The sequence below is a fragment of the Cohnella baijiui genome (genome assembly GCF_020731285.1).
Classification (GTDB): Bacteria; Bacillota; Bacilli; order Paenibacillales; family Paenibacillaceae; genus Cohnella.
Map to the genome: position 1 here is coordinate 143,420 of NZ_JAJFOW010000001.1, position 26,394 is coordinate 169,813.

The following is a 26,394-nucleotide window of genomic DNA, read 5'->3' on the forward strand; positions in this document are numbered from 1 at the left end:
CGGAGTCGCATTTGCGTCAGGCCGCTTTTTTGCCGCGGAGCAAGGAGACGGCCATATACAGCAAGGGCAGAAAGACCATAAAGATCGAGGAGAACGGGAGCCAGTAGGACGAAAGAAACGATTGGATGTAAAACACGTTCGGGTAGCACATCAACGATAGGACGACGAGACCGATCGCGAGCGGCCACAGAAAAACCCGCAGATCCGGGATCCGCAGCGATTCCGAGAAAGCGAGCAGGGACGCGTGAAAGGTCAGCGTTATCTTGATGAAAATCGAGCAGATCCAGATAAAGATCATGATGCCTTCGATCCGTTCCAGGAACCGGCCGATCTTGATGTTCTTCGCGAGCGTGTAGACCGGGTACAAATGGTTGGCGGTGAGCTCGCTCGCCAAGACGCCCACGCTGCCGAGCGTCGTGGCCACGAGCACAAGTCCTCCGAGCGCCGTTCCGTTCAGAAAACCTTTTCCCCTTCCCTTGCCCGCCTTGACATAGGGATAAATCATGAGCAGCACGCCGAGCTCCTGAAAGGCGAAAAAAGGAACGCCGCCCATCAGGATCGGAAGCGGTCCGTATTCCATAATCGGCTGCAGCCGCCCCCCATCAAAATCCGGCAGGAGCGGAATAACGAACAAGACGAGCAGCAGCACGATCCACGGAAAAAACACCTCGGCCGCGAGCGCATAGCCCTTCAGGCCTTGACGGATCGTGATGGCAATTGCGCATACGAACATGACCTCCAGCGCTTCGATAGGCGTATCGACCAGGATTTGCGAAGTGAGAAAGTAGCCCATATCCCCCACCATCAGCGCGGCCAGCAGGTAGCAGAACATGCCGAACAGACCGCCGAACAGGCGGCCGAACCAGCTTCCCAGCACCTTCTCCCCGATGCCGACGAACGTTTGGCCGTTGTGCCGTTCGGCAAGCCAAACGTAGATGGAGACGAATCCGAGATTGAGGACGATGCCGACGATGGCGGCGATCCAAGCGTCTTGCTTGGCGGTCTGGGTTAAGCCGGCTGGCGCGATCAGGATGGGAGTTCCGATCATGAAGAAGAATGTCAAAATGGTAAACGCGCGTTTCGTCACTTCTTTGGAGCGTTCCATGCGTCCCCTCCTCCCCCGGATGGCGTGAGCGGCTACAAACCCAACATGCGAAGCGCCATTTCGATGCCGTACAGCGGATTCGCCAGCGGGACTTTCAGCGACTGGGCCATAAACGCGCCAGTCGCGGCAGTGAGCAGCGTCGCGAAGCAAACGATATGCCACGCCCGCTTCCGTCCTCGGGCGGAGGCGGATATGCCGCGAATTTCGACGAAACCAATGGCGGCCGCAAAGGCCGCCATGCTGATCGCTCCCCACACCGAACGCTCACTCCTTGATTTGCTGTTGCACCGATTTGTCGATCGTTCCGATTTTCCGCACGTAAAATTTCGGGTGGATTTTCACGCGCATCGTCCGAAACGTATCGTTCCAATCCTTTACCTGATGCCAATAATCCGGCTGCTGCCGATGAAGCTCGAGTCCGAAGACGAACACATCGGCCCCAAGAGACTGGGCTTCCGCCACTCCATCCTCCAGAATCGCAGTGATGGTGTCCCGGCCGTTCTTCTGCAACGAGGCAAGCGCATCGGGTCGATTCAATTCCGAGCCGCACTCCATATCGGATACATTCGCTTCGACCCGGAGGTCGACATGGGCGACGGGTTCCCCGCCGGCCATCTCCATCCGAATATGCGCATTGGAGCTCGTCACGGCAAGCGATGCATTCCCATCTTTTCCGCACTTTTGGACGCCCACCGTCTGGTGAAGGGAGTTTTGCAAATAATTGAGCGCCTTCGTCCCTTTTTCGTCGATCCAACCGACCATCTTGTCCCGGCGGAAGGCCGCCATGCCGCGATAGACCATGAGCGCTTGCGGTTGGATGCCCTGCTGGCTCACGACTTTTTTCCCTTCGATTTTATCGCCCATGATTTCGAGCCCCGTCAGGGCCGGACTTTTGCCGCCGGAGGACAGATCCATCATCAGCCGGTCCAGCGTAATCTGGCCCGTCGCCGCCCAGAGATTGTCCGACGTCGCCAGCTTCGTAAACAGGTTGTTCGCCGGAATCGGGTCCATGGCGCCGTAAGTCGTCAATATTTCCTCCGGCGTCGCGCCGCGGGAGACGACGAGAAAAAAATCGTTACGCATTTCGGATTCGCGAGACAGGAAGTCCAGCGGCTTGGCGATACCGGCGCGGGCAAGGCGCTCTCCGAAGATGACCATCCGCAAGTGGGAAAAGTACAACCGCTTCGACGACTCGACCGTCATCCTCCGAAGCGCTTCGGGCACCGTCTTCCCGTTCTCGGTGAAGGTGACGACGGGCGCAAGCAAGTGGTTCGTGCCGTTGCGCGTGGACACCTGGCTCGGATTGACGATTTGCGCGGAAACCCGGTAACCGCCTTCGGCGCTGTCGATTCCGAGACCGACGACGATCGCGAGTTCATTCAATTCATGCCGGCTCCAACAACCGCTAAGCACGGTGCCGAGCAGGATTATCGCCGCGATTGGCCCGATGCGGCGCAAAGCGCGCCCGCTCATCGGGTCGGCCGGCTGCGCCGCTGCCGCACCCGGTTGCCTCCCTTCGCCGTTGAAGGCCTCAGCTTCATCCAGGAAAGCGGTACCCGCAGGAGCACATCCTTCTGGTCGCTGATCCGAAGCGGACCGAGCGGCGCCATGTAGGGCACCCCGAACGATTGCAGATTACACAGCCGGACGACGATCAGGATGACGCCCAGGAAAACGCCGAACAGGCCGAACGACGCGCCCAGCGCCATCAGGGAAAAACGCTGGATCCGCGCGGCGATGCCCATATTGAATGCCGGCATGACGAAATTCGAAATGGCGGTAATCGAGACGACGATGACCATGCCGGCGGTGACGAGCCCTGCTTCGACCGCCGCCTGTCCGATGACGAGCGTGCCGACGATCGATATGGACTGACCGATCGTCTTGGGCATCCGCACGCTCGCTTCGCGCAAAATTTCGAACGTGATTTCCATCAGCAGGCATTCCATAAAAGCCGGAAAAGGCACGCCTTCCCGCTGGCTGGCGAGATTGTAAAGCAGCGTCGTCGGGATGAGCTCCTGGTGGAAGGTCGTGACGGCGATATAGATCGAGGGCGTCAGCGTCGCCAGCATAAAGGCGACAAAGCGAAGCATCCGGATCAAGGTGGAGAAGTCCGCCCGTTGATAATAATCTTCGCTCGATTGGAAAAATTGGACGAACAAGGCCGGCACGACCAAGACGAACGGCGTCCCGTCGACGAGAATCGCCACCTTGCCTTCGAGCAGCTGCGCCGCCACGACGTCGGGGCGCTCGGTATTGAAGACGGTCGGAAACATCGTGAATTGCTTGTCCTGGATTTGCTCTTCGATATAATTGCTTTCCAGCACCGCATCGATATCGATGCGGTCGAGACGACTGCGGACTTCGTTCAGCACGGTTTCCGTGACGATTCCGTTCATATACGCGACGACGACGCGCGTATGGCTTTCCCGGCCGATCGTCCGCGTCTCCATCCACAGATTGGGGCTTTTCAGCCGACGCCGCAGCATCGACGTATTCCAGTCCAGCACCTCCGTAAATCCTTCACGCGGTCCGCGGACGACGGATTGCACGTTCGGCTCTTCGACCGGACGCGCCTGCAGCTTTACCGTATCGATCGCCAGGGCGGTGTGGACGCCATCCAGCAGCACGATAGCGTGCCCGGACAGGAGGTAGCCGAAAAGCTGGTCGAAACCGTCGATCTCGACGACGTGCCCGTCCGTCAGCACGCTCTCTTTGAGCGCGGTCAGATAGCTTTGAGGCTGCGAGTCTGGGATACGTAACGTCGGGGGGACGGTCAGAAGCGCCCCCATCGCCCACTGGATCGCAGACAAGCCTTCGGCGTACAGCACGGCGCATTCCATATCGCTCTGCTCCGCAAACATCAGCTTAAACGTCCGATACTTGATGTCCGAGCTCCCCCCTACCATGGACAAGACGCGAGTTACATTGTCCCGCATGGAGGCTGACAGTCGGTCGTTCATGGAGTTGGATTTGCCGGATGCGGTCATATGGGGGTCACTCTTTCTGTCGTTGCTGATAGTCAGCTTCGCCGAAGACCCGAAGGTTTATACGAACCGTTGGAAGCGCCGGGGTTCGAGGTTGGATCGGCATACCCGCGCTAGCAAATGCAAAAAAGAGACCGCCGACCTGGATCGGCAATCTCTTTCCTTTCACGCGATTCGGTTACCAGACGATTCCGGTGACTTCCGAAATGAATTTCTCCAATACGGCGACGTTCGTGATGTTCTTGTTGCAAACTTCGCTGTCCGCACACAGATAGTTGCCGATCGCTTTGTAGTAATCCGGAGAAGCGCCGGCGGGCTTCGTCTTCGTAATCGCCGTAAACAGCGCCACCTCTTCCTGCCGGTTGCAAAGGAAGCAGGTGCTTTTTTTGCCGGCGGGCGTAAATCGCCCTTCGATGCCGACAAGCCGTCCGCGAGCTTCGTACACGAGATACATCTTATTCGAGGCGATATCGGTCCAGCCCAGGTAGGTGACGTGGCGCAGATCGATTTCGTCCCGATTCGGCCCTTTCAGCTTCTTCGCTTTCGGGAAGAGCTTTTGCAGCTGCTTGTCCGTAAGGGACGAAAAGGCCGTCCGGCCCGGCTCCAGATCTTGCAAATACTGTGCGAATTCGGGCGCAGTCTGAAGCGACGAGATCCGTTCCAGCGCGTGACGCTGCTCATCGGTCGCCTCGGGGAACATATCCGTAATTTGCTGCAGCGCGCCGTATCGGACCGACTCGACGACTTTGGGATCGGCTGCCGTACCGCAAGCTTGGCGCAGCAGGCCGGTTTGTTTTTGTATTAGGTTGAATTGATGGTTTCTAATGAATGGGTGTTGCATGCTTCTCAGCCCCTTATTTGGTATAAAAAAACGATCCAATAAGGTGCAAAGCCCACAATTAGAAACGATATCGGTTCATACAGGCGAAAGAATGATGCCGATTCCGCCCCATGCAAAGTATCGCCCCTAAATTAGGCTTTGCATGAGTCGCCGCTCATTCTGGCAAAGTGATTTGCCATCCCTACCGACCCCCTTCTATCGTTTATTATAGGCTCTATTCCCGGCGCCGGGCAACTTTTCTTGTTTCCAGCTTCCGTCACGTCCGCTGTCGATCCTTCGGGACAATGGCCACGGTGCAGCGCGAAACGCAAATCAGCCGCTCCTGCTCGTCGACGATCCGGATGTCCCAGACCATCGTCGTGCGGCCTTTGTGCAGCGGCGTGCCGATGGCCGTCACGATCCCGTCCCGCTTGCCGCGCACGTGGTTGGCGTTGATCTCGAGACCGACCGCTACATGCGTTTCTCTATCGATCTGCGCATAGGTCGCGACGCTGGCGACGGTCTCGGCCAGTGCGACCGACGCGCCTCCGTGCAGCACGCCGAAATATTGCCGCGTGGCGTCGCAAACGGGCATCGTCGCCGTCACCCGGTCCGGCGTCAGCTCCGTGATTCGCATGCCGAGGACGCCGAACATCGTCTTTTGGTATTGCTCCTGGTCTTCCAGCATCAGTCGTTCGTGGTTGTGTTCCATCGTTTGCTCCTTCTGGTCCGTCGGGCCTCAGCGGCGACGTTCTCTTGAACTCTCTCTATCTATAGTGACGAAAGAGCCGTCCGACCGCAAGCGCGTCAGAGGACGAGCACCATCAGGATATCGTCATGGTAGGCGCCATCGATCTTCATCGCGCCCGGATTCGTCCCGTATCGGCGAAACCCGAGCGAGTCATATAGCCGCTTAGCCGAAATATTGCCCGAAGTGACGCTTAGATAGAGTTGCTCGATCCCGGACGTCGTCCTTGCCCGGGCGATGGCTTCCCGAAGGAGCTGTCTGGCGACGCCAAGCCTGCGGGACTCCGGCCGCACGTACATGGCGACGATGTTCGCCCGGTGCTGCAGCTTAACTCTCGTCTCCATCGACAGCGTGACGACGCCGACGAGCTGCTCCTGATCGAATGCGCCGAAAGTGACCGCATGCGACGAGGCCAATAACCGCTCGAAATGCTCGCTGGAAAATCCCACTTCCTCTTCGTAGCTGGAACTATAAGCGGCGGGATGCTGCTGCAGTGCCTCCAGTCGGATTTTGCGGTAACGAGCCGCGTGATGGGGTTCAAGCTCTCGGATCTCCATGTTCGGTGAGCCTCCTGCGCATCGGTTTGCGTCTTTCCGGCCGAAGTCGGCCGTCAATCCCGGTGGGCCAAAATATTGACCAACTTGCCGAACGGGTCCCGCACGTAAAAACGGCGCACGCCCCACGACTCGTCCGCCGGGCCGTATTCGATCGGGAAGCCCGCGCTCCGCATGCGCGCGAGCGCCTCGTCGACGTCGTCCACTTCGATGGAGAGCTCCGGCACGGGGGTGCCGGAGCCTCCCTCCGAAGCGAAGCTGATCTGAACGACGCTCGTCCCGCCAGACCCGTAGGTCGCAATCCACCCCTGATCCATCAAGCATTCCAACCCGAGCGCCTCCTCGTAGAAGGCCCGCGCTTCGGAAAGACGACGGGTTTCGATATTGGCCACGATTCGTTTGACCTTCATCGGTTTCCTCCTTGTCCTAGTGAAACCTAACCCGGCATCCCGCCGGCGACGGCCAGGCACTTTTTGATCGCGTCGGCCACGATCGCGCTCTGCAGCGGTTTGCTGACGTAATCGTTCATGCCCGCCTCCATATACCTTTCCCGGTCCCCGACGAGCGCGTTGGCCGTGACGGCGACGATATACGGCCGTTCTTCGGGCGGCAGCGACTGATGGATGCGGCGGGTCGCTTCGAGACCGTTCAACACGGGCATCTGAACATCCATAAACACCAAATCGAAGCGCGACCGATTCACTGCTTCCAGCGCTTCGATGCCGTTGCGAACCGCGATCGGCCGATAGCCCAGCTTTTCGACCATGCCGATGAGCACCCGCAGATTCACTTCGTTGTCTTCGGCGATGAGAATGCGCAAATCCCCAAATTGGGGCGTCTTCGTGATGGCAGTCGACGGAGGCGAGGGCAGCTCCACCGGTCCGTCAATCCGGAGACGGAGGTCGAAAAGAAAGGACGAACCGCCGCCGGGATTTGACTCGTATCGTATATCGCCGCCCATGAGCTGCACCAGCTTCTTGGTGATGGCGAGTCCGAGTCCCGTCCCCTCAGTCTTCCGCACCATGAAGTGATCGACTTGATAGAACGGCTCGAACAAATGCAGCACCTTCTCCTCGGGAATGCCGATCCCCGTGTCGCGAACCGCGAAGTGGAGACGGGTTTCTTCCCCTTCCGACTCGATCCGGTCGATCGAGATGGAGATGGCCCCTGCCGGCGTGAACTTGATCGCGTTGCTGGTCAGGTTCATGAGGACTTGCTTCAGCTTCAGCTCGTCGCCGATGACCGACTTGGGCACACCCGGACTCATCGACACATTGATGTCGAGATTTTTTTCGAGCGCTTTCGGCATCAGGGTGTCGAGCGTTTCGGCGATGGCGATATTAAGATTGAACGGCTCTTCCAGCAGCTCGGCATTTCCCGACTCGACCTTGGAGAAGTCCAAAATGTCGTTGATGATGGCGAGCAGCGTCTCTCCGCTTTTCTGAATGATCGAGACGTATTCCCGCTGCTCCGCGTTCAGCTCCGTGTCGAGCAGGAGATCGGTCATCCCGATCACTCCGTTCATCGGCGTCCGGATCTCGTGACTCATCATCGCCAGAAATTCGCTCTTGGCTTCGTTGGTCCGCTCGGCTGCTTCCTTCTCGATGAGCAGCTTCTTCTGGTCGGTGATGTCCTTCACCAACAAATAAAAGCCGATGTTCCGACGATTGACGATGATCGGCGCGATCGTCACGAGAACGTCGGCCGTATGTCCGTCGACATGCGTAATATGCGTGATCGCTCCTTCGATTTCCGCATACTGATCGTTGTCGGACAAGATCCGCTCTACCGCCTTATCCCCGATAAACCGGGAAATGCTGGAATCGATCATATCCGATACCTTTACTCCCGTTAGCTGCTCGGCCATTACATTGGCGTTCATGATGAGTCCTTGGAGATCGAAAGAAATGATGGCGTCGTGGTTGTATTTTTTCAGCGACGTATAGCGCTCGACGGACTCCTGCAGCTTTTGTTCCGCCAGCTTGTTCGGCGTGATGTCGATGAGCTGCATGACGAAATACGATCGGCCTTCGGCAGACGTTTCCCGGAACAACGACATATGGGAAGACGTCCAAATGATCGAGCCGTCTTTATGTAAATATCGCCTCTCGTTGACGTGCGTTTCGCGCTCCCCTGCGATTAAGCTGCCGAAGGCGGCATCCAGGCTCCCGAGATCATCGGCAAAGGTGATCTCCCCGACCGTCATGTCCAGCAGTTCCTCCCGGTCGTAGCCCAAAATGCGCAAGGCCTCCGAATTCATGTCGATCCATCGGCGTTCCATCGAAACGAGCGCGATGCCGACCGGCGTATGATGGAATAGGTGCTCATACAAAGCGTTCGGGCCGAACTTCGTATCCCCCATGCGGTGCGATTCTCCCTTCTACCATATAAAGACATTATACATGACGCAAGTAGACGAACATAGACATACCCACGCCATGCGAATTTGAAACGGAAGTTCGACAAAAAAAGTCCATTGCGAACGCATTCGCAATGGACTTTTTGCCGCCGTCCGTCCTCAATCGTCCAGTTCGACGTTGTGATAGACTTGCTGCACGTCTTCCAAATCTTCGAGCAGATCGATCATCTTCTCGAATTGAGCCGCGGCATCCCCTTCAAGATGGACGTAGGATTGCGGGATCATCGTCAGCTCGGCCACGGAGAACTCGGATACGCCCGCGTTCTTGAACGCCTCTTGAATGGCGTAGAACTGCTCCGGGTCGGCGTAGACGATCACGGTGTCGTCCTCTTCGACGACGTCGCGCACGTCGACGTCGGCTTCGATCAAGATCTCGATCGCCTCGTCCACCGTCTTGCCCGTCAGGCCGATGACCGCCGACGCGTCGAACATGTAGGCGACCGATCCGGTCACGCCCATGTTGCCTCCGTTTTTGTTGAAGACGGCGCGCACGTCCGCCGCCGTGCGGTTCACGTTGTTCGTTAGCGCGTCCACGATAACCATGGAACCGCTCGGACCGAAGCCTTCGTAACGCAGCTCCGAATACGTCTCCTCCGAAGAGCCCTTTGCTTTTTCAAGGGCGCGGTCGATGATCGCTTTGGGCACGTTGTACGTCTTCGCCCGCTCCAGCACAACCTTCAGCGCGCGATTCGCTTCGGGATCGGGCTCGCCCTTCTTGGCTGCCACGTAAATCTCGACGCCGAATTTCGCATAGATGCGGCTAGTATTGGCGTCTTTCGACGCTTTCTTCTCTTTGATATTGTTCCATTTGCGTCCCACCTTAGATCCTGCCTTCTGTATGTAGTTTATCGTTCATTCCGGATACTCGTCCTCTCTTATTTTAGCAAATGATGCGCCGGAATGCTATTTGTCTGTCGCGACTTTGGCGGAATGGCGGGAGAAGGGATACGAATCGCCTCCCTCGCGCACGCTATCTTCGGCAGCGTTCGCCAACAGGAGGTGCAAACATGTCGGACCTGAGGAAGACCGAGCTTGAAGAGCAAACGGCATATATGATCGCCGGGATCCCTACGCCGCCGGATCAGCAGGATCGGTCGGCGACGGATATGGTGGATGGCGTCGTCGCCGAGTGGACGAGCGAGATCCAGCATGCATTGGACTTGGACGACGAAGAGGCGCGGGATTAGCGCCTCTTTTTCGTTGATCGGGGCGCGGATCTTTCCAAAGGCAAGATAGGGAAGATGAGCGTCAGAGCGCGTCCGCGATGTCGCCCGCGATCAGCGAAGCGGCGTCAAGCCGGCCGGCCGCCGCCCGGTCGCCGGCAGCGCCGTGAAGCCAAACGCCGAGCGAGGCAGCCCGGTCCGGCGGCAGGCCCTGGGCCAGCAGGCTTCCGATCAGGCCCGCGAGCACGTCTCCGGAGCCGCCTGTTGCCATGCCGGCGTTGCCCGTCCCGTTCACGTAGACGGCGCCGTCGGGCGCGGCGACGACGGTGCGGGCACCCTTCAATGCGAGCACGACGCTATGACGCAGGGCAAACGCGCGTGCGGCTTCGATCCGGTCCCCCTGAATGACGGGGATCGTCTTGCCGGCGAGTCGCGCCATCTCGCCCGGATGCGGCGTCAGCACCGCCGCCCTGCCGCGCAGCTCGGATATGGCCGCCGGCGCGTCGGCCGCGATATTGAGCGCATCGGCGTCGAGGACGAGGGGCAGCCGCGGATCGAGCGCCGCGAGCAGTGCATGAAGCCATTCGCCGTCTCCCGCCCAACGGCCGATGCCCGGTCCGAGCACTAGCGCGTCCTTGCCCGCGGCCAGCGCGGCGACGGCCGCGGGCGAGACGCGGCTCCAGTCCCCGCCCCCCTCGTCCGGCAATCCCGCGATCATCGCCTCGGGCAGACGTCCGGCAAGCGGCTCGACGAGCCGATCCGGCACGGCCCAGGTGACGAGACCGCACCCGCCGCGCAGCGCGGCGCGCGCGCAGAGCAGGCCGGCGCCGCTCATTGGCCGGCTGCCGGCGACGACGAGAACGTGCCCGTACGTCCCTTTGTGCGAATCGGCTTCCCGCCGGCGGGCCGGATCGACGCCCAACTTCTCCCGCATCACGCGCTCGGCCAACGCGTAGGTGCGGACGCCCTGCTCCTCCGCGAGTCTCGCCGGGATGCCGATCGGACGCACGACGACTTCGCCGGCTGCGCCCGCCCCCGGGTATTGCATCAGTCCCCGCTTGGCGAAGGCGAGCGCGACGGTCCGTGTCGCACGGATGCAAGGATCGTGCAGGGCGCCGGTATCCGCGTCGAGACCGCTGGGGATGTCGATCGCAACGATCGGCAGGCCGCTCGCGTTCGCTTCGCGGATCAAATCGGCGCAGCGTCCGGCGGGCGCGCCCCGGCTGCCGGTGCCGAGCAGCGCGTCGACGATGCCGTCGTACCGCGTCCAGCGGATCCGCTCGCCCTCGGAATCGTCGTAGAACGAAGCGATAAATCCGAGTCTGGCCGCGATGTCGCGCTGAACGGCCGCTTCGCCCCGAAAGCCGACCGGATCGGCGGCATAGACGATGTCGGCGTCGATCCCCGCTTCCCGAAGATGCCTGGCCGCGACGAGCCCGTCGGCGCCGTTGTTGCCTTTGCCCGCCAGCACCAGCCAGCGCGTGGCGGCACCCGTCGGGCTTCCGGTCAGTCGCGTGACTTCCTCGGCAACGGCTCTCCCTGCGTTTTCCATCAGGACAAGCGCGGGAATGCCGATCGTCTCGATCGTCGTCCGGTCCAGCTTTCGCATTTCCTCGGCCGTTACGATATGCATCCGATCCCCTCCTTTTTTTGAATGATCGTGCGCATCGTCTTTTCCGCTTATTGCCTTACCGTCGGAAATTGTCTAACGAGGTTCCGGCCGTTTATCCGATCGCCAGCAGCCTGCGATAGCATTTGATAATGCCGATATGCATGCCTTCGTGATAGAGGCTGAAGCTGAGAAACTCCTCCGGCGTCGCGAGGCTTTTGCCCGAGCCGGTGACGTACGGCGGTTCGATCCGCTCCGCCAGCCGCTCGCCGAGTACCGCCCGGATGCGGACGATCTGATCGCTCAGCCGCTCCGCGAGCTCGGGCAGCGTCGGCAGCTTCGCGTCGGGATTCGCGTCCAGCGGCGATGTGCCGGTCTCGAATGCTTCCCGGTAGCCTTCGGGGTACTGCTCGGGCAGCTTCAGATGGCGAAATGCGAACCGTTCGAGCACGACGTAGACGTGGCCGAAATGCCAGCGCGGCGAATTGCGGAAGCCCTCCGGTACGCGGTCGGCGTCCGTTTCGGAAATGCCGTCTATCAATTTCAAGGTCTGACCTCTGACAAATTGCACTTGGTCCCATAATTGATGATCCATGCGTGAACGTCCTCCATCCATTGGGAATTTGATCTAGTATATCAACCGTCCGGGACGCACATAGCCGGTTCCTTAACGGCAGTTCGAATGGTGAGCGCCCGTTCGCCGCGCGGACTAACGACCCGGTCGCAGCAGCACGGCCGCCTTATTCCCGAACGTCCGAATGTCTTGCAAGTAATCGTAGCCGGGCGGGTTCTCGAGCTGGTTGTACATGCGGACGACCACGGCATCGTAGGCCGGGATCACTAAGCAAGCGCAGCCCGTGATCCCCAGCGTCTGATAGGAGCCCGGGGGAACCGCATCGCCGATTTCGTTTCGCGGCACGTCGGCTTGCAGCCACCAGATCAGGCCGTGGCGCGGCCAGTTTGCCGGGAGCGACGAAGGCGTCTGCAGGGCGGTTGCGCGATCGAAGGCGGCCGCCGGCAGCGCTTGGCGTCCCCCAACGACGCCTTTGCGCAGATGGAGAAGCCCCCACCCGGCCAAATCCCTCGCGGTTGCGAACAGATTGCTCTGATCCCCGGCAGCGCTGTCGTTCGGTCCCGCCCTAGGATCCGGCCGATCGTAATCGTTATAGATGAGAGCAGGCGTTTTGGCCGTTCGCCAGCCCGTTTCGCGCAATTCGGCGGGACCGAGGATCTCGCATTGGACGAATTCGCTGAGCGTGGAGTCCGTCAGCCGCCCGACGAGCTCGAACAGCAACGCAATGCCCGCATTTCCGTACGCCCATCGGGTTCCCGGCTCGAAGACGGGATGATAGCGGCCGTCGGAGAGGGATAGACCGTGTGTGTGGGTCAAAAGATGCCGCAGCGTCCTGCTCCCTGCCGCGGAATTTCCGTATTCGGGCAAATAGGCGGCGATTGGATCGTCCAGGCGTCGAATCCGCTTCTGCTCGATCAGGAGGCTGACGGCAAGCGCCAGATAGGTCTTGCGGACGGAGCCAACGTTAAATTGCGAACGAGCGTCCACGGGGCGCGAGTCCGGATTTTCGTCGTGCGTCCCTTCGTACCATTCGTAAACCGGCCTGCCGTGCTGCACGAGGCATATGGCGGCCGCAGTCGCGCCGATCTCCTTCCGCATACCGCTCGCATAATCCTCCAGCAGGCATGCGCTCTCCTTTAGTCCCGCCCCGTTAAATATCGGAAAAGGTTGATCCCCCATCCGCCGCGCTCCCCCTCCATGGCTCGGTTGTTTTTCGCACAGCCGCAAAGGGATCTACGAGCCGTCGGCCCGCGGTCCCTGCCGGCGAAGCAATCACATACCCGGCTTCAGATCGAACCGCCAGGCGTTGCAGCGCATCCAACTGCCCTTCGGATATTCGAATTTGGTTTCGCCGAGCGGCTCGAAGCCAAGCTTGCGGCAAACGGCATTGGACGCGGGGTTGTCCGTCGACGGAAAAGCGTGCAAATACCGGTGCCTCCCCGTTTCCCGGACACGGTCGATGACGGCGCGCACGGCGGCCGTCGCGAATCCTCTGCCTTGGTATGACGGAAAGATGCCCCAACCTGTCTCGCAGATCGTCTCGCCCTGCCAGACGTTCTCCCAATACCCGGTCGTGCCGACCGCCTCTCCTCCCGGCTGCAGGACGATGCTGTACATTTGCCCATCGTCCCTTTCGTTTAAAGCGAGATATCTGCGATGACGGCTTTGCAGCTGCTCCTCCGTCTCCGGCCCGCCGAGATGTTCCACCATTTCCGGGGCGTTGCTAAGGCGCAGCAGCTCCAAATCGTTCTCGGTCCATGGGACGGTGTCGATGCGATTCGATTCTTCTTTACCAGTCACGTTTAACCCTCTCCTTTTTATCTCTTGACCCAATAGCGGCTGCCGTCCGGTTCCCGGTCCATGAAGCCGTACTGGATCAAATATCTGCGCAGCGTTACAAAGTCGTCGAACCGCGCCTTGAGCACCGCATTGACTTCTTTCTCCGTGTACGAGCGATTTTCCTGGAACTGGCGGGCCAGCTCCCGCAAGACAACGATCTTGCGTTTCTCCCTGCGGGGAAACTCGGAAAGCGGGCCGTTCGGTCCCTGCTTGAAGTACAGCTTCAAAATCTCCTCTTTTTCCTTCTCCGTGGTCGCATAGCGCTCGTCCACCATCGTCGCGGTCCGATGGGCGGTAACCAGCCGTTGCGGCCGGCTCGTGCGCTCGTTTGCGAGCTCCATGACGGCGAGAAATACTTTTGCCTGCTTCATCCGCTCCCGCAGCGTGAAGCGGTGGTTGCGGATCGTCGACGTGCTGCCGCCTTCCAGCTCCGCGACGATCTCGTTGTCGGACAACCCTTCGTAAAACCATTGGAGCAACCGTTTCTGCAAATCCGTCAAGCCGGTTACTTTTTTGTCCAGTCCTAGAAGGTAGGCGAACATCGAGCCGTGCGCCTGCGCCAGATGGACCTTCGCGAACTTCTCCGCCTCGTAAAAGACGCCGTCGAGCGGGTATACGACGCCTTTGGCGAAACGTTCCCCGCATGCGAGGCAAATGTAAGCTTCTTCCTCTTCCCGATAGGTAAAGCCTTGCTTCAGATCGTCAACAGGCACTTCCCAGAATAACTCCGACACCTGCATGGGGACGTATCGACTCCTTGCTTCGCTTGTTAACGACAGTGTAGGGGCGGCAGGCGGCAAAGTCAATGATTGACCTAGACAGAATCACATTTTGTCTACCGTTGATGCCGCGGCGTTATTTTCGCTGTCTTCGCAGGAATCGTGCGGGGCATGATCGGCGCCTCGCTCCGCCACTCCAGCGACTTGCCGTCGCCGAGATCGGCGGGAACGAAGCCGGCCAACGCCCATACTCCGCCCCGCGCGTCCGCCTTGCCCGCGAACGACGATCGTCTTGCAAATTCTATTCGATATTTCGCATACAAACGGCCTCTTTTCCGCCAATAGGCAGGTTTGTATTCGATTTTTCGCATACAATCGGCCTCTTCCCCTTCAATAATCAGGAATGTATTCGATTTTTCGCATACAACGGCCTCGGCGCGAAAAGGTCCGACCACTTCCTTCCCCTGACTTGCGTTTTGGCGAGTACAGTTCCAATCGAAATCGCTCCTATCCGTGACCTCCCTCTCCAAGACCTTCCTCTCCCAGACCTTCCTCTCATTGAGGTTTGCGCTTCATGGATCGGCTCGCATCGAACCTTCCGTTCAAAGGACGGTTGTTCATCGCAATTAACTTCTCTTCTGCCAGTCAAGCTTGGGGTATCAAACACATCAAAAGGCGAGACCGTCCGGCCTCGCCTCCTCTTCTTTTTCCCTTTAAGCGAATCATTTAACGCCATTAATTTCCTCTCGCTCCCAAGGAGATGATTAGTTGCTTCACGGCATTAACAAACGCGTCGCTTCAACTCATTTCAGCCCCGCAGCTTGACCCGCTGCAGACGCAGCGCGTTCAGCACGACGGACACCGAGCTCAACGCCATGGCGGCTCCGGCCACCCAAGGAGCCAACAAGCCAACGGCTGCGATCGGGATGCCCAGCGTGTTGTAACCGAGCGCCCAGAACAAATTTTGCTTGATGTTGCCCATCGTCTTGCGGCTCATGTAAATCGCGTCGGGGATGCTCGACAGATCGCCCCGCATAAGCGTAACGTCCGCAGCCTCCATCGCGACGTCCGTCCCCGTCCCGATCGCCATGCCGATGTCCGCGGTGGCGAGCGCCGGGGCGTCGTTGATGCCGTCTCCGACCATCGCAACGACTTTGCCTTCGGCTTGCAGCTTTTTCACTTCTTCGGCCTTTCCCTCGGGAAGCACCTCTGCGCGCACTTCGTCGATGCCGACTTGGGCGGCGATGGCGCGGGCCGTGCGTTCATTGTCGCCGGTGATCATGATGACCCGGATGCCCATGTCCTTCAGCCGGCGTACGGCTGCCGCGGACGTATCCTTCACCGTGTCGGCTACGGCGACCAGCCCGGCGTACTTACCGTCGACCGCGACCAGCATCGCCGTCTTGCCCGCTTCCTCCAGGCGGGACATCGGCTCGTAGGCGCGGCTCGCGTCGACGCCATATTTGTCCATGAGTCGCCGCGTGCCCACCAGCAGCCGATGTCCGTCCACCGTCGCTTCGATGCCGAAACCGGGCACTGCTTCGAACGCCTCCGCCTGCGGGATTTCGATCCCTTTAGCCTGAACGCCGGCGACAATCGCTTCTGCAAGCGGATGCTCCGAGCTTCGTTCCGCCGCACCGACCCACCGGAGCAGCTCCGCCTCGTCCTTCTCGGCCAGCACGTCCGTCAGCTCGGGTTTGCCTTTGGTCACCGTGCCGGTCTTGTCGAGGATGACGGCGTCGATCTTGTGCGTACGCTCGAGATGCTCGCCGCCCTTGAAGAGAATTCCTAGCTCGGCCGCCCGGCCGGAGCCGGCCATGATCGAAGTCGGCGTCGCCAGTCCCAACGCGCAGGGGCAAGCGATGACCAGTATCGCGATCGCCTTCTCGAGCGCTTCGGCGACGTCGCCGGGCGCGACCGCAAAGTACCAGACGAGGAAAGCGACCACGGCGATCCCGACGACGATCGGGACGAAAATGCCCGAGATGACGTCCGCAATCCGCTGAATCGGCGCCTTGGAGCCTTGGGCTTCTTCGACGACCCGAATGATCTGAGCCAGCGCGGTCTCGCGGCCGACTTTGGTGGCTTGAACGCGCAGCATGCCGTTTTTGTTGATCGTCGCGCCGATGACGGTGTCCCCCGCCCGTTTCTCGACCGGCAGACTTTCCCCGGTGAGCATGGACTCGTCGACCGAGGAAGCGCCCTCCAGGACGATGCCGTCTACCGGCACCTTGTCGCCCGGACGGACGAGCACGACGTCGCCGGTCAGCACTTGATCGACGGGGATCGTCAGCTCTCGACCGTCGCGCACGACGAGCGCGGATTTCGCCTGAAGCCCCATCAGCGACTTGATCGCTTCGGACGTGCGTCCTTTGGCTCGGGCTTCGAACAATTTGCCGAGGATGACCAGCGTAATCAGAATCGCGCTCGTCTCATAATACAGCGAAGGCGCGTGATGGACGCTCGCTCCATGGGCATACCAGTCCAGCGTTAGATACAGACTATAGAAATAGGCGGCTGAAGTGCCCAGCGACACGAGCACGTCCATATTGGCGCTGCCGTTGCGAAGCGCTTTGTAGGCGCCGACGTAGAATTGTCTGCCGACATAAAACTGGACGGGCGTCGCCAAGATCAGCTGAAACCAGGGGTTCATGAGAATTTCGGGCGCGTAGATCCAGGAGGTAAACGAAAAATGCGCCACCATGCTCCACAACAGCGGAAGCGAGAGAATCGCCGAGACGATCAACTTTCGCGCTTGGCCGCGCGCTTCCTTCGCCCGGTGATCCGATTCGCCGGCCGTTTCCTGGGATGAAGTTGCTTTGTAACCGAGCTGCTTCACTTTGTTCTGCATGTCCGCGATCGACACCTCAGCCGGCAAATACTCGACGCGGGCCGTTTCCATTGCAAAGTTGACGTTGGCGCTCGCGACGCCGGGAAGTTTGCTTAGCCCTTTTTCGATCCGGTTCGCGCAAGCGGCGCAAGTCATGCCTTCCAGCTTGAAGTTCGCGACTTCCTTGGCGGTATCGTAACCCAACTTGCGAATCGTTTGCTCCAATCCGTCCATGGTTACTTTGGCGGGATCGTAGGTAACGCTGGCTTTCTCCAACGCGAAATTGACGTTGGCGCTCGCGACACCCTCCATTTTACTTAAGCCTTTTTCGATCCGGTTTGCGCAGGCTGCGCAAGTCATTCCGGTGATTTGCAGATTCGATTGCTTTTGATTGGCATTAGGGGTTGTATTCATGTCCGTCACTCCTCTTGAAGAAAGTATACCCCTCCACCCTATATTTCGTCAACTCCATTTTACAGTACCCCTGTAGGCTATATTATAAGTTATTCCGAAACGCTGATGCATTCGGACCCTTTAATCCCTAGCATGCTTCTGCGCCGTTCATTTCAGACCCGCGTTTTCATTCCGGTTCGCAAGGAAAGTTTCCGCCAAAAAAAAAGAGAAAATGCGCTGAACGCATTTTCCCAAAGCTCTGTGATATATGACAAGCAAATGATATCACGACTTAACGACCTATAAGAAAATCCCGAGGCGTTTGCCGATGACAACTGCGGCCACCCGTCTTTGCATGTACTCTGGCGACGCGATAGTCGCTTTTATCGACGATCTCCCGGCCCTTCATGCATTCTAGCTACGCGACAGAGCCGTCCGTTGCACTCAACCATTAAGCTCGCCTTTCATCCCGCCCGAACCGTCCTCGACCAACCGCTCCGCTTCCTCCGCAAGTTTACCCTCGCTCCGCCGCTGGATGACCTCCCGTACGGCCAGCCGGATTTCCTCGTAGCTCGTGCAGCGGCAGATGTTGGACTGCAGCCAGTCCCGGATCGTATCTTCGTCCGGCGGCGGTTGGAGCCGGCTAAGCGCCTCGGCGTTCATAATGAAGCCCGGCGTGCAGTAGCCGCACTGAAAAGCGAACTGCTCGACGAACGCCCGCTGCATCTCTCCGCCCTTCAGACCTTCGATCGTCGTAACCTCGAGCCCCGGACATTCGGCCGCCAACAGAAGGCAGGACTTCATCGGCTGGCCGTCGACCCACACCGTGCATGCGCCGCAGTCGCCGTTGCGGCAGCCGGGCTTGGCACCTGTAAGACCGAACGAGTCGCGCAGCACGTCCAGCAGCAGATCCGTCGGATAGGCGTTCGCCAAACGCGTATCTCCGTTGATGCGCAGCTCCAGTTGACATCGCGCTTCCTTCATCGTCCGATCGACGCCCCTTTCTCCAGCGCTTCCATCGCTTCCGTCATGGCGACCGACCAAACGTGCTTGCGGTAGAGCGCCGATCCCTTGATGTCGTTTAAGATCGGTCCGGGCAAGGCTGCAGACGCCAGCTGGATCCGCTGCGCGATCGGCAGCTCGCGGTTGTTCAGGATGTCTTCCATCTCGAGAGAACGGAACGGAAACGCGCAGAGGCCGCTAAAGGCGAAGCGCATCCCCTCCTGCGTCCGGATGGCGGCGATCGTGACGAGCGGGTAATCGATCGCGGAGCTTTTGCGTCTTTTGATCGTCACGTAAGGGAGTTCCGCATATCCCGTCGCGGTCATCGCCTGCACAAGCAGATCTCCTCCGCCAAGCCGAAGCGTCTGGTCGAACAGCTGTCCGATCGGCGCCACTCGGTCCCCCGTCGGTCCGACGATCCGCACGAGGCTGTCGGTGACGAGGAGCGGCAACACGGCCTCCTTGTAGATAAATTGGCTGCAAATGTTGCCGCCCAGCGTGATTTTGTTCCGGGATGTCCGATCCGCGACGCCCGCCCCCGTCTTCCCGAGCAGCGGGAACAAGCCTGCATCGTGTACCTCGGACAGCGTCAGCGAAGCGCCCCAGACAAACATCCCCGCATGCCGTCCGAGCATGCGGCACTCGGGGATTCGCTTCACGTCGATAACCGCCTCGGTGTGCACCTCGCGCATCCGCCCGAGGGTGAGGATCTCGGTGCCCCCGTTGTAATAAAGCGGCCGCTTGCCGCCGGCGTCCAGCTCGCCGAACAGCGCCACCGCTTCCTGCAGCGTCGCCGGCCGATAGTAATCAAAGGGAAACGGAATCATCGGCATACCCCATTCTCGCCCGCCAAATGCGCTCCGGAAACAACGGCAGCCGATTGAGCCGGACGCCGGACGCGCGGGACAACGCGCTCGCCAGCGCCGCCGGCATGCCGATGAGGCCGTGCTCCCCGAGGGCGCGCGCGCCGTACGGACCGTCCAGGCAAGGGCGTTCTACGAATTCCACGACGTATTCGGGGTTTTCGCCATACCGGAATATGCTGTAATCTCGCAGCGTCGGATTCTGCACGCGAGCTTCGTTGTCGAACAAGAAGGTCTCCCGGTTCGCAAAGCTGAGGCCCATGGACATCGCTCCCTTGATCTGGCCCAAGGCTCCCATCCTATTCATAACGCGCCCTGCATCGTTTACGGAGATTGCTTTGACGATGCGGTACGTGCAATCCCGCGTATCCAGCTCGACTTCCACCGAGTGGGCCCCCACATTCCATTCCGGACCCGGCGTGCCTTCTCCCGTGAACGGGTTCATCGGATTCATCCGCCGCTGGGTATAGGCGCCGCGCCCGATGATTTGCCCGCCGATCGTATTTCCGTTCGGAAACATATATCCGTAGCAGATCTTTTTTACCTCGATCCGGACGTGGGGATCGCCCCGGACAAAAACCTCTTCGTCGCCCAGCTCCAGATCTTCCGGGTCCGCCCTCAGCACGCATGCCGCGATCGCCTTGAGCTGGCGGATCGCGTCGTCCGCCGCGTGCAGCACCGCGCGCCCGGCCATAAATACGCCGCGGCTCGCCACCGTCTTCCAATGTTCGGGAGAAATGGCCGTATCGACGACAGACCGCACATGAATGCGCTCCGTGCGCATGCGCATGCGCTCGGCGAGAATTTGCGCCAGCACGGTCCGCGTCCCCGTCCCGAGCTCCACGACGCCGGTGTCGAGGTTCATGCTGCCGTCGACATTAAAGGAGACGATGGCGCCGGAGCTGGCGTTCGGATCGATCGACGAGTTTTTCCAAAAGCAGCTGATGCCCTTCGCACGGATCCGGAAATCGTCGACCTGCCGGACCTTCCAGTCATCCCATCCGGCCAGTGCCTTCATGCGCTCCATGCAGGCGGGCAGATCGCCGAGATTGCTCTCGTTCAACAGGTCTCGGGTCGGCGCCAGATCGCCCGGCCGGGCGATATTGATCATCCGGAGCGTCCATGGATCGATCTGAAGCTCCTCCGCCAGCGCGTCGATCGCCCGCTCGATTGCGAAGGTCAGCTCCGCATGACCGTATCCGCGGAAGGCGGACGCGTAAGGATGGTTCGTGTATACGGTCAGACACTCGCAGTGAAGATGTTCGAACGCGTAAGGGCCGGTGCAGTCCCCCGCAGCCGCCCGGGCAACGTCGCTAGACTTGTCGTCATAAGCGCCCCCGTCGAACCGGTACGTCAAATGCGCGGCGACGATCTTGCCTTCCTTGGTGCTGCCGAGCCGCACGATCGCTTCGAGGCCGATATGGCAGGGCGCGGTAATCATGTCCTGTAGCCGCGTATACATCGCCTTGACCGGTCTGCCGCCCGCCGCGCGGGACGCCAAATAGGCGATCAGTTCGAGCTGGATCGCCGCTTTGCCGCCGTAGGCGCCGCCCACCAGCGGCGCCTCAACCTCGACCTGACCGGCTTCCGTACCGAAGTACTTGGCCATATACATCTTGACCGCGAACGGCGCCTGCGTCGAAGAGACGACGTGAATGCGTCCGTCCGGCAATATTTCCGCGATCGCGCTCCTAGTTTCCATCGCGGCATGATCGGACGGTTTAAACGAGATGGCGTTTTCAACGATTGTTTCGCTTAGCGCCCAGCCCTGGGTCATATCGCCGAGACGAACGTAGATAATGCTTGCTATATTCGTGCCGGGCACGGGAACGACGCCTGGCCCTTTTTCGTATTCTCCGAGCCGCTCGTGCAGGATCGGCGCCCCCGGCCGCATCGCTTCGGTCGGCGATTGGACGACCGGCAGCGGCTCGTACCGCACTTCGATGAGGTCGACCGCTTGTCGGGCCTGCGTCTCCGTATCCGCGACTACCACCGCCACGACCTCGCCGTGGTAGCGGACCCGATCCCGCGCAACGATCGGCCGGTCACGGATTTCTTCTCCCGTCAGCACGTCGCAGTCCGCTCCGGTCACGATCGCCCGAACGCCCGGCAGCGCCCGGGCTCTGGCAACGTCGATCCCGAGGATGCGGGCGTGCGCATGCGGACTGATCTTCAAACTTGCGTGGAGGTATCTCGCCTCCGTCCTGTCGCCCGTGTACCTTGCGGTTCCAGTCACTTTGTAGAACGATTCCTTCTTGGGCACGCTTCTTCCGATCTCCGCCAGCGCCGATCCCCCGCTTTCGCCCGGCGCCACGTCCGCCGCCGCGCCTTGCTGTATCGCTCCTTCATTATACGAGCGCGGCAGCCGGCGTATGCCGAATGCCAACCTTGCAGGGGAATATTCGGATGAGACAACGCTTGACGGAACGGAGCGGCGGCCGATGCTAGATTCGTTTCAAACGCTCCAGCAGCTCTCGCGTGTCCAACGTCAAAGCCGTCAAATAAACGGGCGTCTCTTCTCGCCTATGCAAGCTCGCCTCCGGCTCGAGCGGCGGCGCTCCGACGAGCGACCGCCCCCAGCAGCCGCCGAGCTTGCGGAACTGCGACGCCCACGCGGCCTTCTCGGACTCGTCCATCGGAATCTGCGCCTCGGCATGCTGAAGACGCCATTGCGCATGCTCCAAATAGGCGATTCCGAGGCGCAGCTTTTCCAGCGCATACGCATTCTCCCGTTGTCTCCTGTCGCTCTTGCGCCGGTAAGGATGAAGCCGCAGGCTGTCGTCCGCCAGCTTCATCGACTGGGCCGCCTTCTGCCAATCCTGCCGCAGCGTCCCCACCTCGGTCGACAGCGCAAAGGCGTCCGCCGGCGGGCAGCCGCCTCCCGTCCAGACGGACAGCCGTCCGAACGCGCGGCCGACCCGGTCCGCGAGTCCGTCTAACGCGCGTTCGGCCGCCCGCGTCTCGTTCGGCGGAAACACAAAAGCGATCACGAGCAAGGCGACGGCGATGCCGATCGCCGTCTCCCGCACCCTGTCGATCGCGTAATGGCCGGAGACGCGCTGCAGCTCGAAGACGAGCACGACGCTAAGCGCGGTCTCCCGCATCCACAATTCGCTGCGCTCGATGATGAGCGAGATGCCCAAGACAAGCAGCAGGGCGAGCGCCACCGTCCAACCGTTCAGCGGCAGCGCCTTGACGGCAAGCCACGTCAAGCCGACGCCAAGCACGGTACCGCCCATCCGGCGGTAGGAGAACTGGATCGAATGCCAGATCGTCGTCTGCATGCAGAGAATGACCGCCACGGGCGCGAGAAACGGATGCTTCGACCCCGCCGCTTGCGCCAGCGCCCACGCCGCCCCCGATGCGGCGCTAAGTGTGCCGGCGCGGGCCGCCCATTTGCGGATCGCGTCCTTGCGCGCCGCCGATCTTTCCTTCATGCCGTCTGCCCCTTTACCTCGATCCTACTGCCATTATCCGGCCGGTCGCGGCGAAACTATACGTAGCCGGCGGCAAAGGATCCCGCGCTCCCCCCGCATTCCTCTGCAGCGACGACAGCGGATGCTATCCTTTGACCGCGCCGGAAGCGAGCCCTTCGATAAAGTACCGCTGCAGGAAGAGATACACGACGATCATCGGCAGCGCGGCGAGCAGCGAGCCGGCCGCGACCCAACCGATGTTGCTGGAGAATTGCGTGAAAAAGGCGGACAGCGCGACGGTGATCGTCCGGGTGTCGACATGCTGGAGGAAAAATACCGAGAACGTGTAGTCGTTCCAAACCGCGACGCCGCTCAGGATGATGACGGTGGCCGTGATCGGCTTCAGCAGCGGAAGCAGGATACGATAAAAGAGGCTTAGCCTGCCGGCCCCGTCGATCATTGCCGCTTCGTCCAACTCCCGCGGGATCGTGCTGATAAAGCCGGTGTACAGAAAGATCGTCGTCGGCAAGTTAAATGTCACATGGAGCAAGACGATGCCCCAATACCGATTCATCCCGCCGATGTCGACCATGAATTTATAAAGCGGAACGAGGATCGTAAGCGCCGGAACGATCAGCGCGGAAACGAACAGGGCGTAGATGAACTTGTTCCACCGCGTCTGGCGGCGGGAGAGCGGATATGCCGCGATTGACCCGACGACGACGATGAGGAACACCGCGCAGACGGTCACGATCAGATTGCTCTTGAAGGCGGACGCCAAATTCGCCTCCCGCCAGGCGTCCGCGAAGTTGTCCAGGTAGAGATAACCCGGGAAATTCCACTTGGAGCTCAGGTCGTCGTCCGCCTTGAATGACGTCGTGAGGAGAATGTAAAACGGCAGGATGTGAATGAGACAGATGACGAGCGACAGCGCGTTCATCCAGCTCCGGCGCGTCCGGGACATGGGTATGCTCATGTCTGCACCTCCCTTCTGCGCAGCCAAACCAACGCCACGAGGCTGACGATCGAGATCAGGACGAACATGAGAATACCGACCGTCGCGGCATAGCCTGCGTCTTCGCGGCCGAAGTACAGCAGGTACATAAAGGAAGACATCGAGGCGGAGGCATATCCGGGCCCGCTGTTCGTCATGGCGACGATAACTTCGAACAGCTTGAGGCCGCCGGTCAGATTCAACACCATGCTCACCGTGAAAGCCGGCGCGAGCAGCGGCCAAGTAACCCGGGCGAATCTCGTCCAAACGCCGGCGCCATCGATCGTCGCCGCCTCGTAGTAGTCCCTGGGGATGGACTGCAATCCCGCCAGAAACAGCACCATCGCGATGCCCAAATACTGATACGTGTTGACGAAGGTGATGATCCAGACGTTCGCGTTGGGATTGCCCAGCAGGTTGGCAGGTTCGTTCGCGAACAGCAGGAGGATGTCGTTGATCGCCCCGCCGTCGTATTGGAAAAAGAAGTACCAAATGTAGCCCATGATCAACCCGCTGATGATGACCGGCAAATAAATAACCGTGCGGACGAGCCCGCGCGTACGGATCGACTGGCTGAGGAAAAGCGCGTAGAGCAGTCCGATCAAATTTTGCAGCACGGCGCTGCCGATGCCGTAGACGGCCGTATTGCGGACGATTTTGCCCATGTCGGGATCTCGGAAGATCCGGCTATAGTTCTCGAGCCCGATCCAATTGTAGTGCTGGTTGTATCCGTCCCAGTTCGTGAACGAGATCTGAATGCCGCGCAGAAACGGATAAAAGATGAAAACGAGAAACAGCAGCAGCGCCGGCACGTACATGAGGTTCACCCAAGCATCTCGCCTGGCCGCCCGCCGGCCGGCTGCGGCACGGGTTCGGCGGATGGATGGCTTGGTTTCGGACATGACAGGCTCCCTCCTCTTCGGCTGACGTACGACGGGCCGGGGAGAACGGCGGCCCTCCCCGGCCTACTCAGGCTTGTTGCTTGCGCAGCCGCTCGTATTCCTGCTTCATCTTGTCGGCGAACTGAGCGGGGGTCGTCTGTCCCGAAACGAGCGAAGTGCCCGTCTTGCACATGACGTCCCACATGCCGTTCGGCAAGTAGACGCGGTCGAAGTAAGGGAACACTCGAATGTCCTTGAACTGCTCGTAATAGGAAGCGAACTCGTGCTGCGACGGGATATCCTTCAATCCCGGCGGCAGCTTCGTCGCATTGGCGATCGTCGTCATGTTTTCGGGCTTGGCAAAGAAGGCGATCAGCTTTTTGGCTTCCGCCAGATGCTTGCCGTCCTTCCATGCGCCCATCGTATACCGCTCCCCTCCGGAGAAGGTCGGCGCGTCGCCTTCTACCATCGTGGTGAGCGGCATGATGCCGATCTTCGCGTCCGGATTCGTTTTATATACTTCGTCGGCGAACGACGGCGCGCCGAATACGAAGGCGACCTTGCCCTGGGCGAAACGCTTGGGCAAGTCGGTATATTTAGCCGTCAAGGCGTCTTTGTTGATATAGCCTTTCTTTTGCATATCCAGCAGCTTCGACGCCAACGGCGTCCAGTTGTTCCAATCGAACGTGCCGTCCAGCAGTTTGCTCGCTTGATTTTGCTGCGGGCTGATATACATCGAAGTGGAGTAAAGATCGAGGAAGCCGCCGATCATGCCGTTGTCGATGCCGGACATGAAGAAGGGCGTCACTTGGCCTTTGCTCTCCGTCTTGATCTTGTCCGCCGCAGCCATGAGCTCGTCGAACGTCGTCGGCGGCTGGATGCCGTATCGCTCGAGGATTTCGGCGTTGTAGGAGATGCCGTCCTTGGCTTCGCTAAGCACGAGCGCCTCTACTTTGCCTTCTTTGTCGGTCACGACCGGCTTGATTGTATCCGTCAGGTTGGGCGCCCAAGCTTCGTCCCGCAGATCGGCGAGATAGTTGCCGTACCGAATGACCGCCCAGCCGTGCGTGTCGAACACGTCCGGCAAATCGTTCGCCGCCATTTTGACCTTCAGGATATTCTCATACTCCGCCCCCGGGAACTGGAACTCCACGGAAATATTCGGATTTTCCTTCGTGAAGGCGTCTCCGATCGATTTCATCATCTCTTGGTTCTTCAACTCGCCGATCGTGCTGTAGACCGTAAGCTTGATCTTCTCCCCGCTGCCTGCATCCGGCTTGCTCGGCGAAGGGCTGTCCGTCTGCGACGGAGCGGCGGATGCGGACGGCGTCGCGGAACTTTCGCTCGGCTGGGCTTGGCCGCCGGTTCCCGATCGCTGCGAGCAGCCCATGAGCACGAGTGCCGTCAGCAGCAGCATGGTCAGCACCTTGAGCCCCTGATTGCGCATACGTATCTCCTCCTTAGACTTGCGTATCGAG

25 protein-coding genes are annotated in these 26,394 nt (G+C 60.0%); 1 reads left to right on the plus strand and 24 read right to left on the minus strand.

Annotated features, from left to right (window positions below):
• Positions 1 to 16 precede the first annotated feature (16 nt).
• From LKX83_RS00630 to LKX83_RS00675, 10 genes are all read right to left on the minus strand, one after another.
• On the minus strand, positions 17 to 1,105 hold the full coding sequence (locus LKX83_RS00630) for a GerAB/ArcD/ProY family transporter (RefSeq protein ID WP_227879869.1): 1,089 nt from the start codon (positions 1,103 to 1,105) through the stop codon (positions 17 to 19).
• Between the two features lie 32 nt (positions 1,106 to 1,137).
• Positions 1,138 to 1,362: a hypothetical protein gene (locus LKX83_RS00635; RefSeq protein ID WP_227879870.1), complete on the minus strand. Its 225-nt coding sequence runs from the start codon at positions 1,360 to 1,362 to the stop codon at positions 1,138 to 1,140.
• Positions 1,363 to 1,369: 7 nt separating this feature from the next.
• Positions 1,370 to 2,578 carry a Ger(x)C family spore germination protein gene (locus LKX83_RS00640; protein WP_227879871.1) on the minus strand — a complete coding sequence of 403 codons (1,209 nt, stop codon included), beginning with the start codon at positions 2,576 to 2,578 and terminating at the stop codon, positions 1,370 to 1,372.
• Positions 2,575 to 4,095, minus strand: coding sequence for a spore germination protein (locus LKX83_RS00645; RefSeq protein ID WP_227879876.1), 1,521 nt, complete (start codon positions 4,093 to 4,095; stop codon positions 2,575 to 2,577). The genes LKX83_RS00640 and LKX83_RS00645 overlap by 4 nt, the downstream gene beginning before the upstream one ends.
• Before the next feature lie 175 nt (positions 4,096 to 4,270).
• On the minus strand, positions 4,271 to 4,933 hold the full coding sequence (locus LKX83_RS00650) for a FusB/FusC family EF-G-binding protein (RefSeq protein WP_227879879.1): 663 nt from the start codon (positions 4,931 to 4,933) through the stop codon (positions 4,271 to 4,273).
• 256 nt (positions 4,934 to 5,189) lie between these two features.
• Positions 5,190 to 5,600 (minus strand): hotdog fold thioesterase, encoded by a 411-nt coding sequence (locus tag LKX83_RS00655; RefSeq protein ID WP_370639002.1) that lies wholly within the window; start codon positions 5,598 to 5,600, stop codon positions 5,190 to 5,192.
• A 119-nt stretch (positions 5,601 to 5,719) separates the two neighbouring features.
• Complete coding sequence (locus LKX83_RS00660) at positions 5,720 to 6,217, minus strand: GNAT family N-acetyltransferase (RefSeq protein WP_227879883.1); 498 nt, start codon at positions 6,215 to 6,217, stop codon at positions 5,720 to 5,722.
• 53 nt (positions 6,218 to 6,270) lie between these two features.
• The gene (locus tag LKX83_RS00665; RefSeq protein ID WP_227879885.1) at positions 6,271 to 6,624 is read right to left on the minus strand and encodes a VOC family protein; all 354 of its coding nucleotides are present in this window, start codon (positions 6,622 to 6,624) and stop codon (positions 6,271 to 6,273) included.
• Positions 6,625 to 6,650: 26 nt separating this feature from the next.
• Positions 6,651 to 8,576, minus strand: a complete 1,926-nt coding sequence (locus tag LKX83_RS00670) for a PAS domain S-box protein (protein ID WP_227879887.1) — start codon at positions 8,574 to 8,576, stop codon at positions 6,651 to 6,653.
• 156 nt (positions 8,577 to 8,732) lie between these two features.
• Positions 8,733 to 9,452: a YebC/PmpR family DNA-binding transcriptional regulator gene (locus tag LKX83_RS00675; RefSeq protein WP_227879888.1), complete on the minus strand. Its 720-nt coding sequence runs from the start codon at positions 9,450 to 9,452 to the stop codon at positions 8,733 to 8,735.
• A gap of 188 nt (positions 9,453 to 9,640) precedes the next feature.
• Between LKX83_RS00675 and LKX83_RS00680 the strand changes: the two genes are divergently transcribed.
• Complete coding sequence (locus LKX83_RS00680; RefSeq protein WP_227879892.1) at positions 9,641 to 9,820, plus strand: hypothetical protein; 180 nt, start codon at positions 9,641 to 9,643, stop codon at positions 9,818 to 9,820.
• Positions 9,821 to 9,881: 61 nt separating this feature from the next.
• Here the strand turns inward: LKX83_RS00680 and LKX83_RS00685 are convergent, their stop codons facing one another.
• From LKX83_RS00685 to LKX83_RS00750, 14 genes are all read right to left on the minus strand, one after another.
• The gene (locus LKX83_RS00685; RefSeq protein ID WP_227879894.1) at positions 9,882 to 11,429 is read right to left on the minus strand and encodes an NAD(P)H-hydrate dehydratase; all 1,548 of its coding nucleotides are present in this window, start codon (positions 11,427 to 11,429) and stop codon (positions 9,882 to 9,884) included.
• 91 nt (positions 11,430 to 11,520) lie between these two features.
• On the minus strand, positions 11,521 to 12,000 hold the full coding sequence (locus LKX83_RS00690; RefSeq protein WP_227879896.1) for a DinB family protein: 480 nt from the start codon (positions 11,998 to 12,000) through the stop codon (positions 11,521 to 11,523).
• A 114-nt stretch (positions 12,001 to 12,114) separates the two neighbouring features.
• Complete coding sequence (locus tag LKX83_RS00695) at positions 12,115 to 13,158, minus strand: serine hydrolase domain-containing protein (protein ID WP_227879898.1); 1,044 nt, start codon at positions 13,156 to 13,158, stop codon at positions 12,115 to 12,117.
• A 93-nt stretch (positions 13,159 to 13,251) separates the two neighbouring features.
• Positions 13,252 to 13,779, minus strand: coding sequence for a GNAT family N-acetyltransferase (locus LKX83_RS00700; protein ID WP_227879900.1), 528 nt, complete (start codon positions 13,777 to 13,779; stop codon positions 13,252 to 13,254).
• A 17-nt stretch (positions 13,780 to 13,796) separates the two neighbouring features.
• Positions 13,797 to 14,558: a DUF2087 domain-containing protein gene (locus LKX83_RS00705; RefSeq protein ID WP_227879902.1), complete on the minus strand. Its 762-nt coding sequence runs from the start codon at positions 14,556 to 14,558 to the stop codon at positions 13,797 to 13,799.
• Positions 14,559 to 14,653: 95 nt separating this feature from the next.
• On the minus strand, positions 14,654 to 14,908 hold the full coding sequence (locus tag LKX83_RS00710) for a hypothetical protein (protein WP_227879903.1): 255 nt from the start codon (positions 14,906 to 14,908) through the stop codon (positions 14,654 to 14,656).
• A 437-nt stretch (positions 14,909 to 15,345) separates the two neighbouring features.
• Positions 15,346 to 17,781, minus strand: a complete 2,436-nt coding sequence (locus LKX83_RS00715) for a heavy metal translocating P-type ATPase (protein ID WP_227879904.1) — start codon at positions 17,779 to 17,781, stop codon at positions 15,346 to 15,348.
• A gap of 423 nt (positions 17,782 to 18,204) precedes the next feature.
• Positions 18,205 to 18,744 carry a (2Fe-2S)-binding protein gene (locus LKX83_RS00720; RefSeq protein WP_227879907.1) on the minus strand — a complete coding sequence of 180 codons (540 nt, stop codon included), beginning with the start codon at positions 18,742 to 18,744 and terminating at the stop codon, positions 18,205 to 18,207.
• Entirely contained in the window at positions 18,741 to 19,589 is an 849-nt protein-coding gene (locus tag LKX83_RS00725; protein ID WP_227879909.1) for an FAD binding domain-containing protein, read from the minus strand. Before LKX83_RS00725 ends, LKX83_RS00720 begins: the two co-directional genes overlap by 4 nt.
• Complete coding sequence (locus LKX83_RS00730; protein WP_227879912.1) at positions 19,570 to 21,939, minus strand: xanthine dehydrogenase family protein molybdopterin-binding subunit; 2,370 nt, start codon at positions 21,937 to 21,939, stop codon at positions 19,570 to 19,572. Before LKX83_RS00730 ends, LKX83_RS00725 begins: the two co-directional genes overlap by 20 nt.
• 130 nt (positions 21,940 to 22,069) lie before the next feature.
• On the minus strand, positions 22,070 to 23,062 hold the full coding sequence (locus LKX83_RS00735) for an FUSC family protein (RefSeq protein WP_227879913.1): 993 nt from the start codon (positions 23,060 to 23,062) through the stop codon (positions 22,070 to 22,072).
• A gap of 124 nt (positions 23,063 to 23,186) precedes the next feature.
• Positions 23,187 to 24,017: a carbohydrate ABC transporter permease gene (locus LKX83_RS00740; RefSeq protein WP_227879914.1), complete on the minus strand. Its 831-nt coding sequence runs from the start codon at positions 24,015 to 24,017 to the stop codon at positions 23,187 to 23,189.
• Entirely contained in the window at positions 24,014 to 24,937 is a 924-nt protein-coding gene (locus LKX83_RS00745; protein WP_227879915.1) for a carbohydrate ABC transporter permease, read from the minus strand. Before LKX83_RS00745 ends, LKX83_RS00740 begins: the two co-directional genes overlap by 4 nt.
• 67 nt (positions 24,938 to 25,004) lie before the next feature.
• Positions 25,005 to 26,363, minus strand: coding sequence for an ABC transporter substrate-binding protein (locus LKX83_RS00750; protein WP_227879916.1), 1,359 nt, complete (start codon positions 26,361 to 26,363; stop codon positions 25,005 to 25,007).
• Positions 26,364 to 26,394 lie beyond the last annotated feature (31 nt).

Excerpts from the sequence above, each read along its gene's own strand:
- LKX83_RS00720 (WP_227879907.1), bottom strand. The coding sequence starts at position 18,744 with ATGAAGGAAGCGCGATGTCAACTGGAGCTGCGCATCAACGGAGATACG.
- LKX83_RS00665 (WP_227879885.1), bottom strand. The coding sequence starts at position 6,624 with ATGAAGGTCAAACGAATCGTGGCCAATATCGAAACCCGTCGTCTTTCC.
- LKX83_RS00655 (WP_370639002.1), bottom strand. The coding sequence starts at position 5,600 with ATGCTGGAAGACCAGGAGCAATACCAAAAGACGATGTTCGGCGTCCTC.
- LKX83_RS00735 (WP_227879913.1), bottom strand. The coding sequence starts at position 23,062 with ATGAAGGAAAGATCGGCGGCGCGCAAGGACGCGATCCGCAAATGGGCG.
- LKX83_RS00640 (WP_227879871.1), bottom strand. The coding sequence starts at position 2,578 with ATGAGCGGGCGCGCTTTGCGCCGCATCGGGCCAATCGCGGCGATAATC.
- LKX83_RS00630 (WP_227879869.1), bottom strand. The coding sequence starts at position 1,105 with ATGGAACGCTCCAAAGAAGTGACGAAACGCGCGTTTACCATTTTGACA.
- LKX83_RS00645 (WP_227879876.1), bottom strand. The coding sequence starts at position 4,095 with ATGACCGCATCCGGCAAATCCAACTCCATGAACGACCGACTGTCAGCC.
- LKX83_RS00745 (WP_227879915.1), bottom strand. The coding sequence starts at position 24,937 with ATGTCCGAAACCAAGCCATCCATCCGCCGAACCCGTGCCGCAGCCGGC.
- LKX83_RS00710 (WP_227879903.1), bottom strand. The coding sequence starts at position 14,908 with ATGCGAAAAATCGAATACAAACCTGCCTATTGGCGGAAAAGAGGCCGT.
- LKX83_RS00670 (WP_227879887.1), bottom strand. The coding sequence starts at position 8,576 with ATGGGGGATACGAAGTTCGGCCCGAACGCTTTGTATGAGCACCTATTC.
- LKX83_RS00695 (WP_227879898.1), bottom strand. The coding sequence starts at position 13,158 with ATGGGGGATCAACCTTTTCCGATATTTAACGGGGCGGGACTAAAGGAG.
- LKX83_RS00740 (WP_227879914.1), bottom strand. The coding sequence starts at position 24,017 with ATGAGCATACCCATGTCCCGGACGCGCCGGAGCTGGATGAACGCGCTG.
- LKX83_RS00660 (WP_227879883.1), bottom strand. The coding sequence starts at position 6,217 with ATGGAGATCCGAGAGCTTGAACCCCATCACGCGGCTCGTTACCGCAAA.
- LKX83_RS00750 (WP_227879916.1), bottom strand. The coding sequence starts at position 26,363 with ATGCGCAATCAGGGGCTCAAGGTGCTGACCATGCTGCTGCTGACGGCA.
- LKX83_RS00680 (WP_227879892.1), top strand. The coding sequence starts at position 9,641 with ATGTCGGACCTGAGGAAGACCGAGCTTGAAGAGCAAACGGCATATATG.
- LKX83_RS00705 (WP_227879902.1), bottom strand. The coding sequence starts at position 14,558 with ATGCAGGTGTCGGAGTTATTCTGGGAAGTGCCTGTTGACGATCTGAAG.
- LKX83_RS00650 (WP_227879879.1), bottom strand. The coding sequence starts at position 4,933 with ATGCAACACCCATTCATTAGAAACCATCAATTCAACCTAATACAAAAA.
- LKX83_RS00690 (WP_227879896.1), bottom strand. The coding sequence starts at position 12,000 with ATGGATCATCAATTATGGGACCAAGTGCAATTTGTCAGAGGTCAGACC.
- LKX83_RS00715 (WP_227879904.1), bottom strand. The coding sequence starts at position 17,781 with ATGAATACAACCCCTAATGCCAATCAAAAGCAATCGAATCTGCAAATC.
- LKX83_RS00725 (WP_227879909.1), bottom strand. The coding sequence starts at position 19,589 with ATGATTCCGTTTCCCTTTGATTACTATCGGCCGGCGACGCTGCAGGAA.
- LKX83_RS00685 (WP_227879894.1), bottom strand. The coding sequence starts at position 11,429 with ATGCATATCGTAACGGCCGAGGAAATGCGAAAGCTGGACCGGACGACG.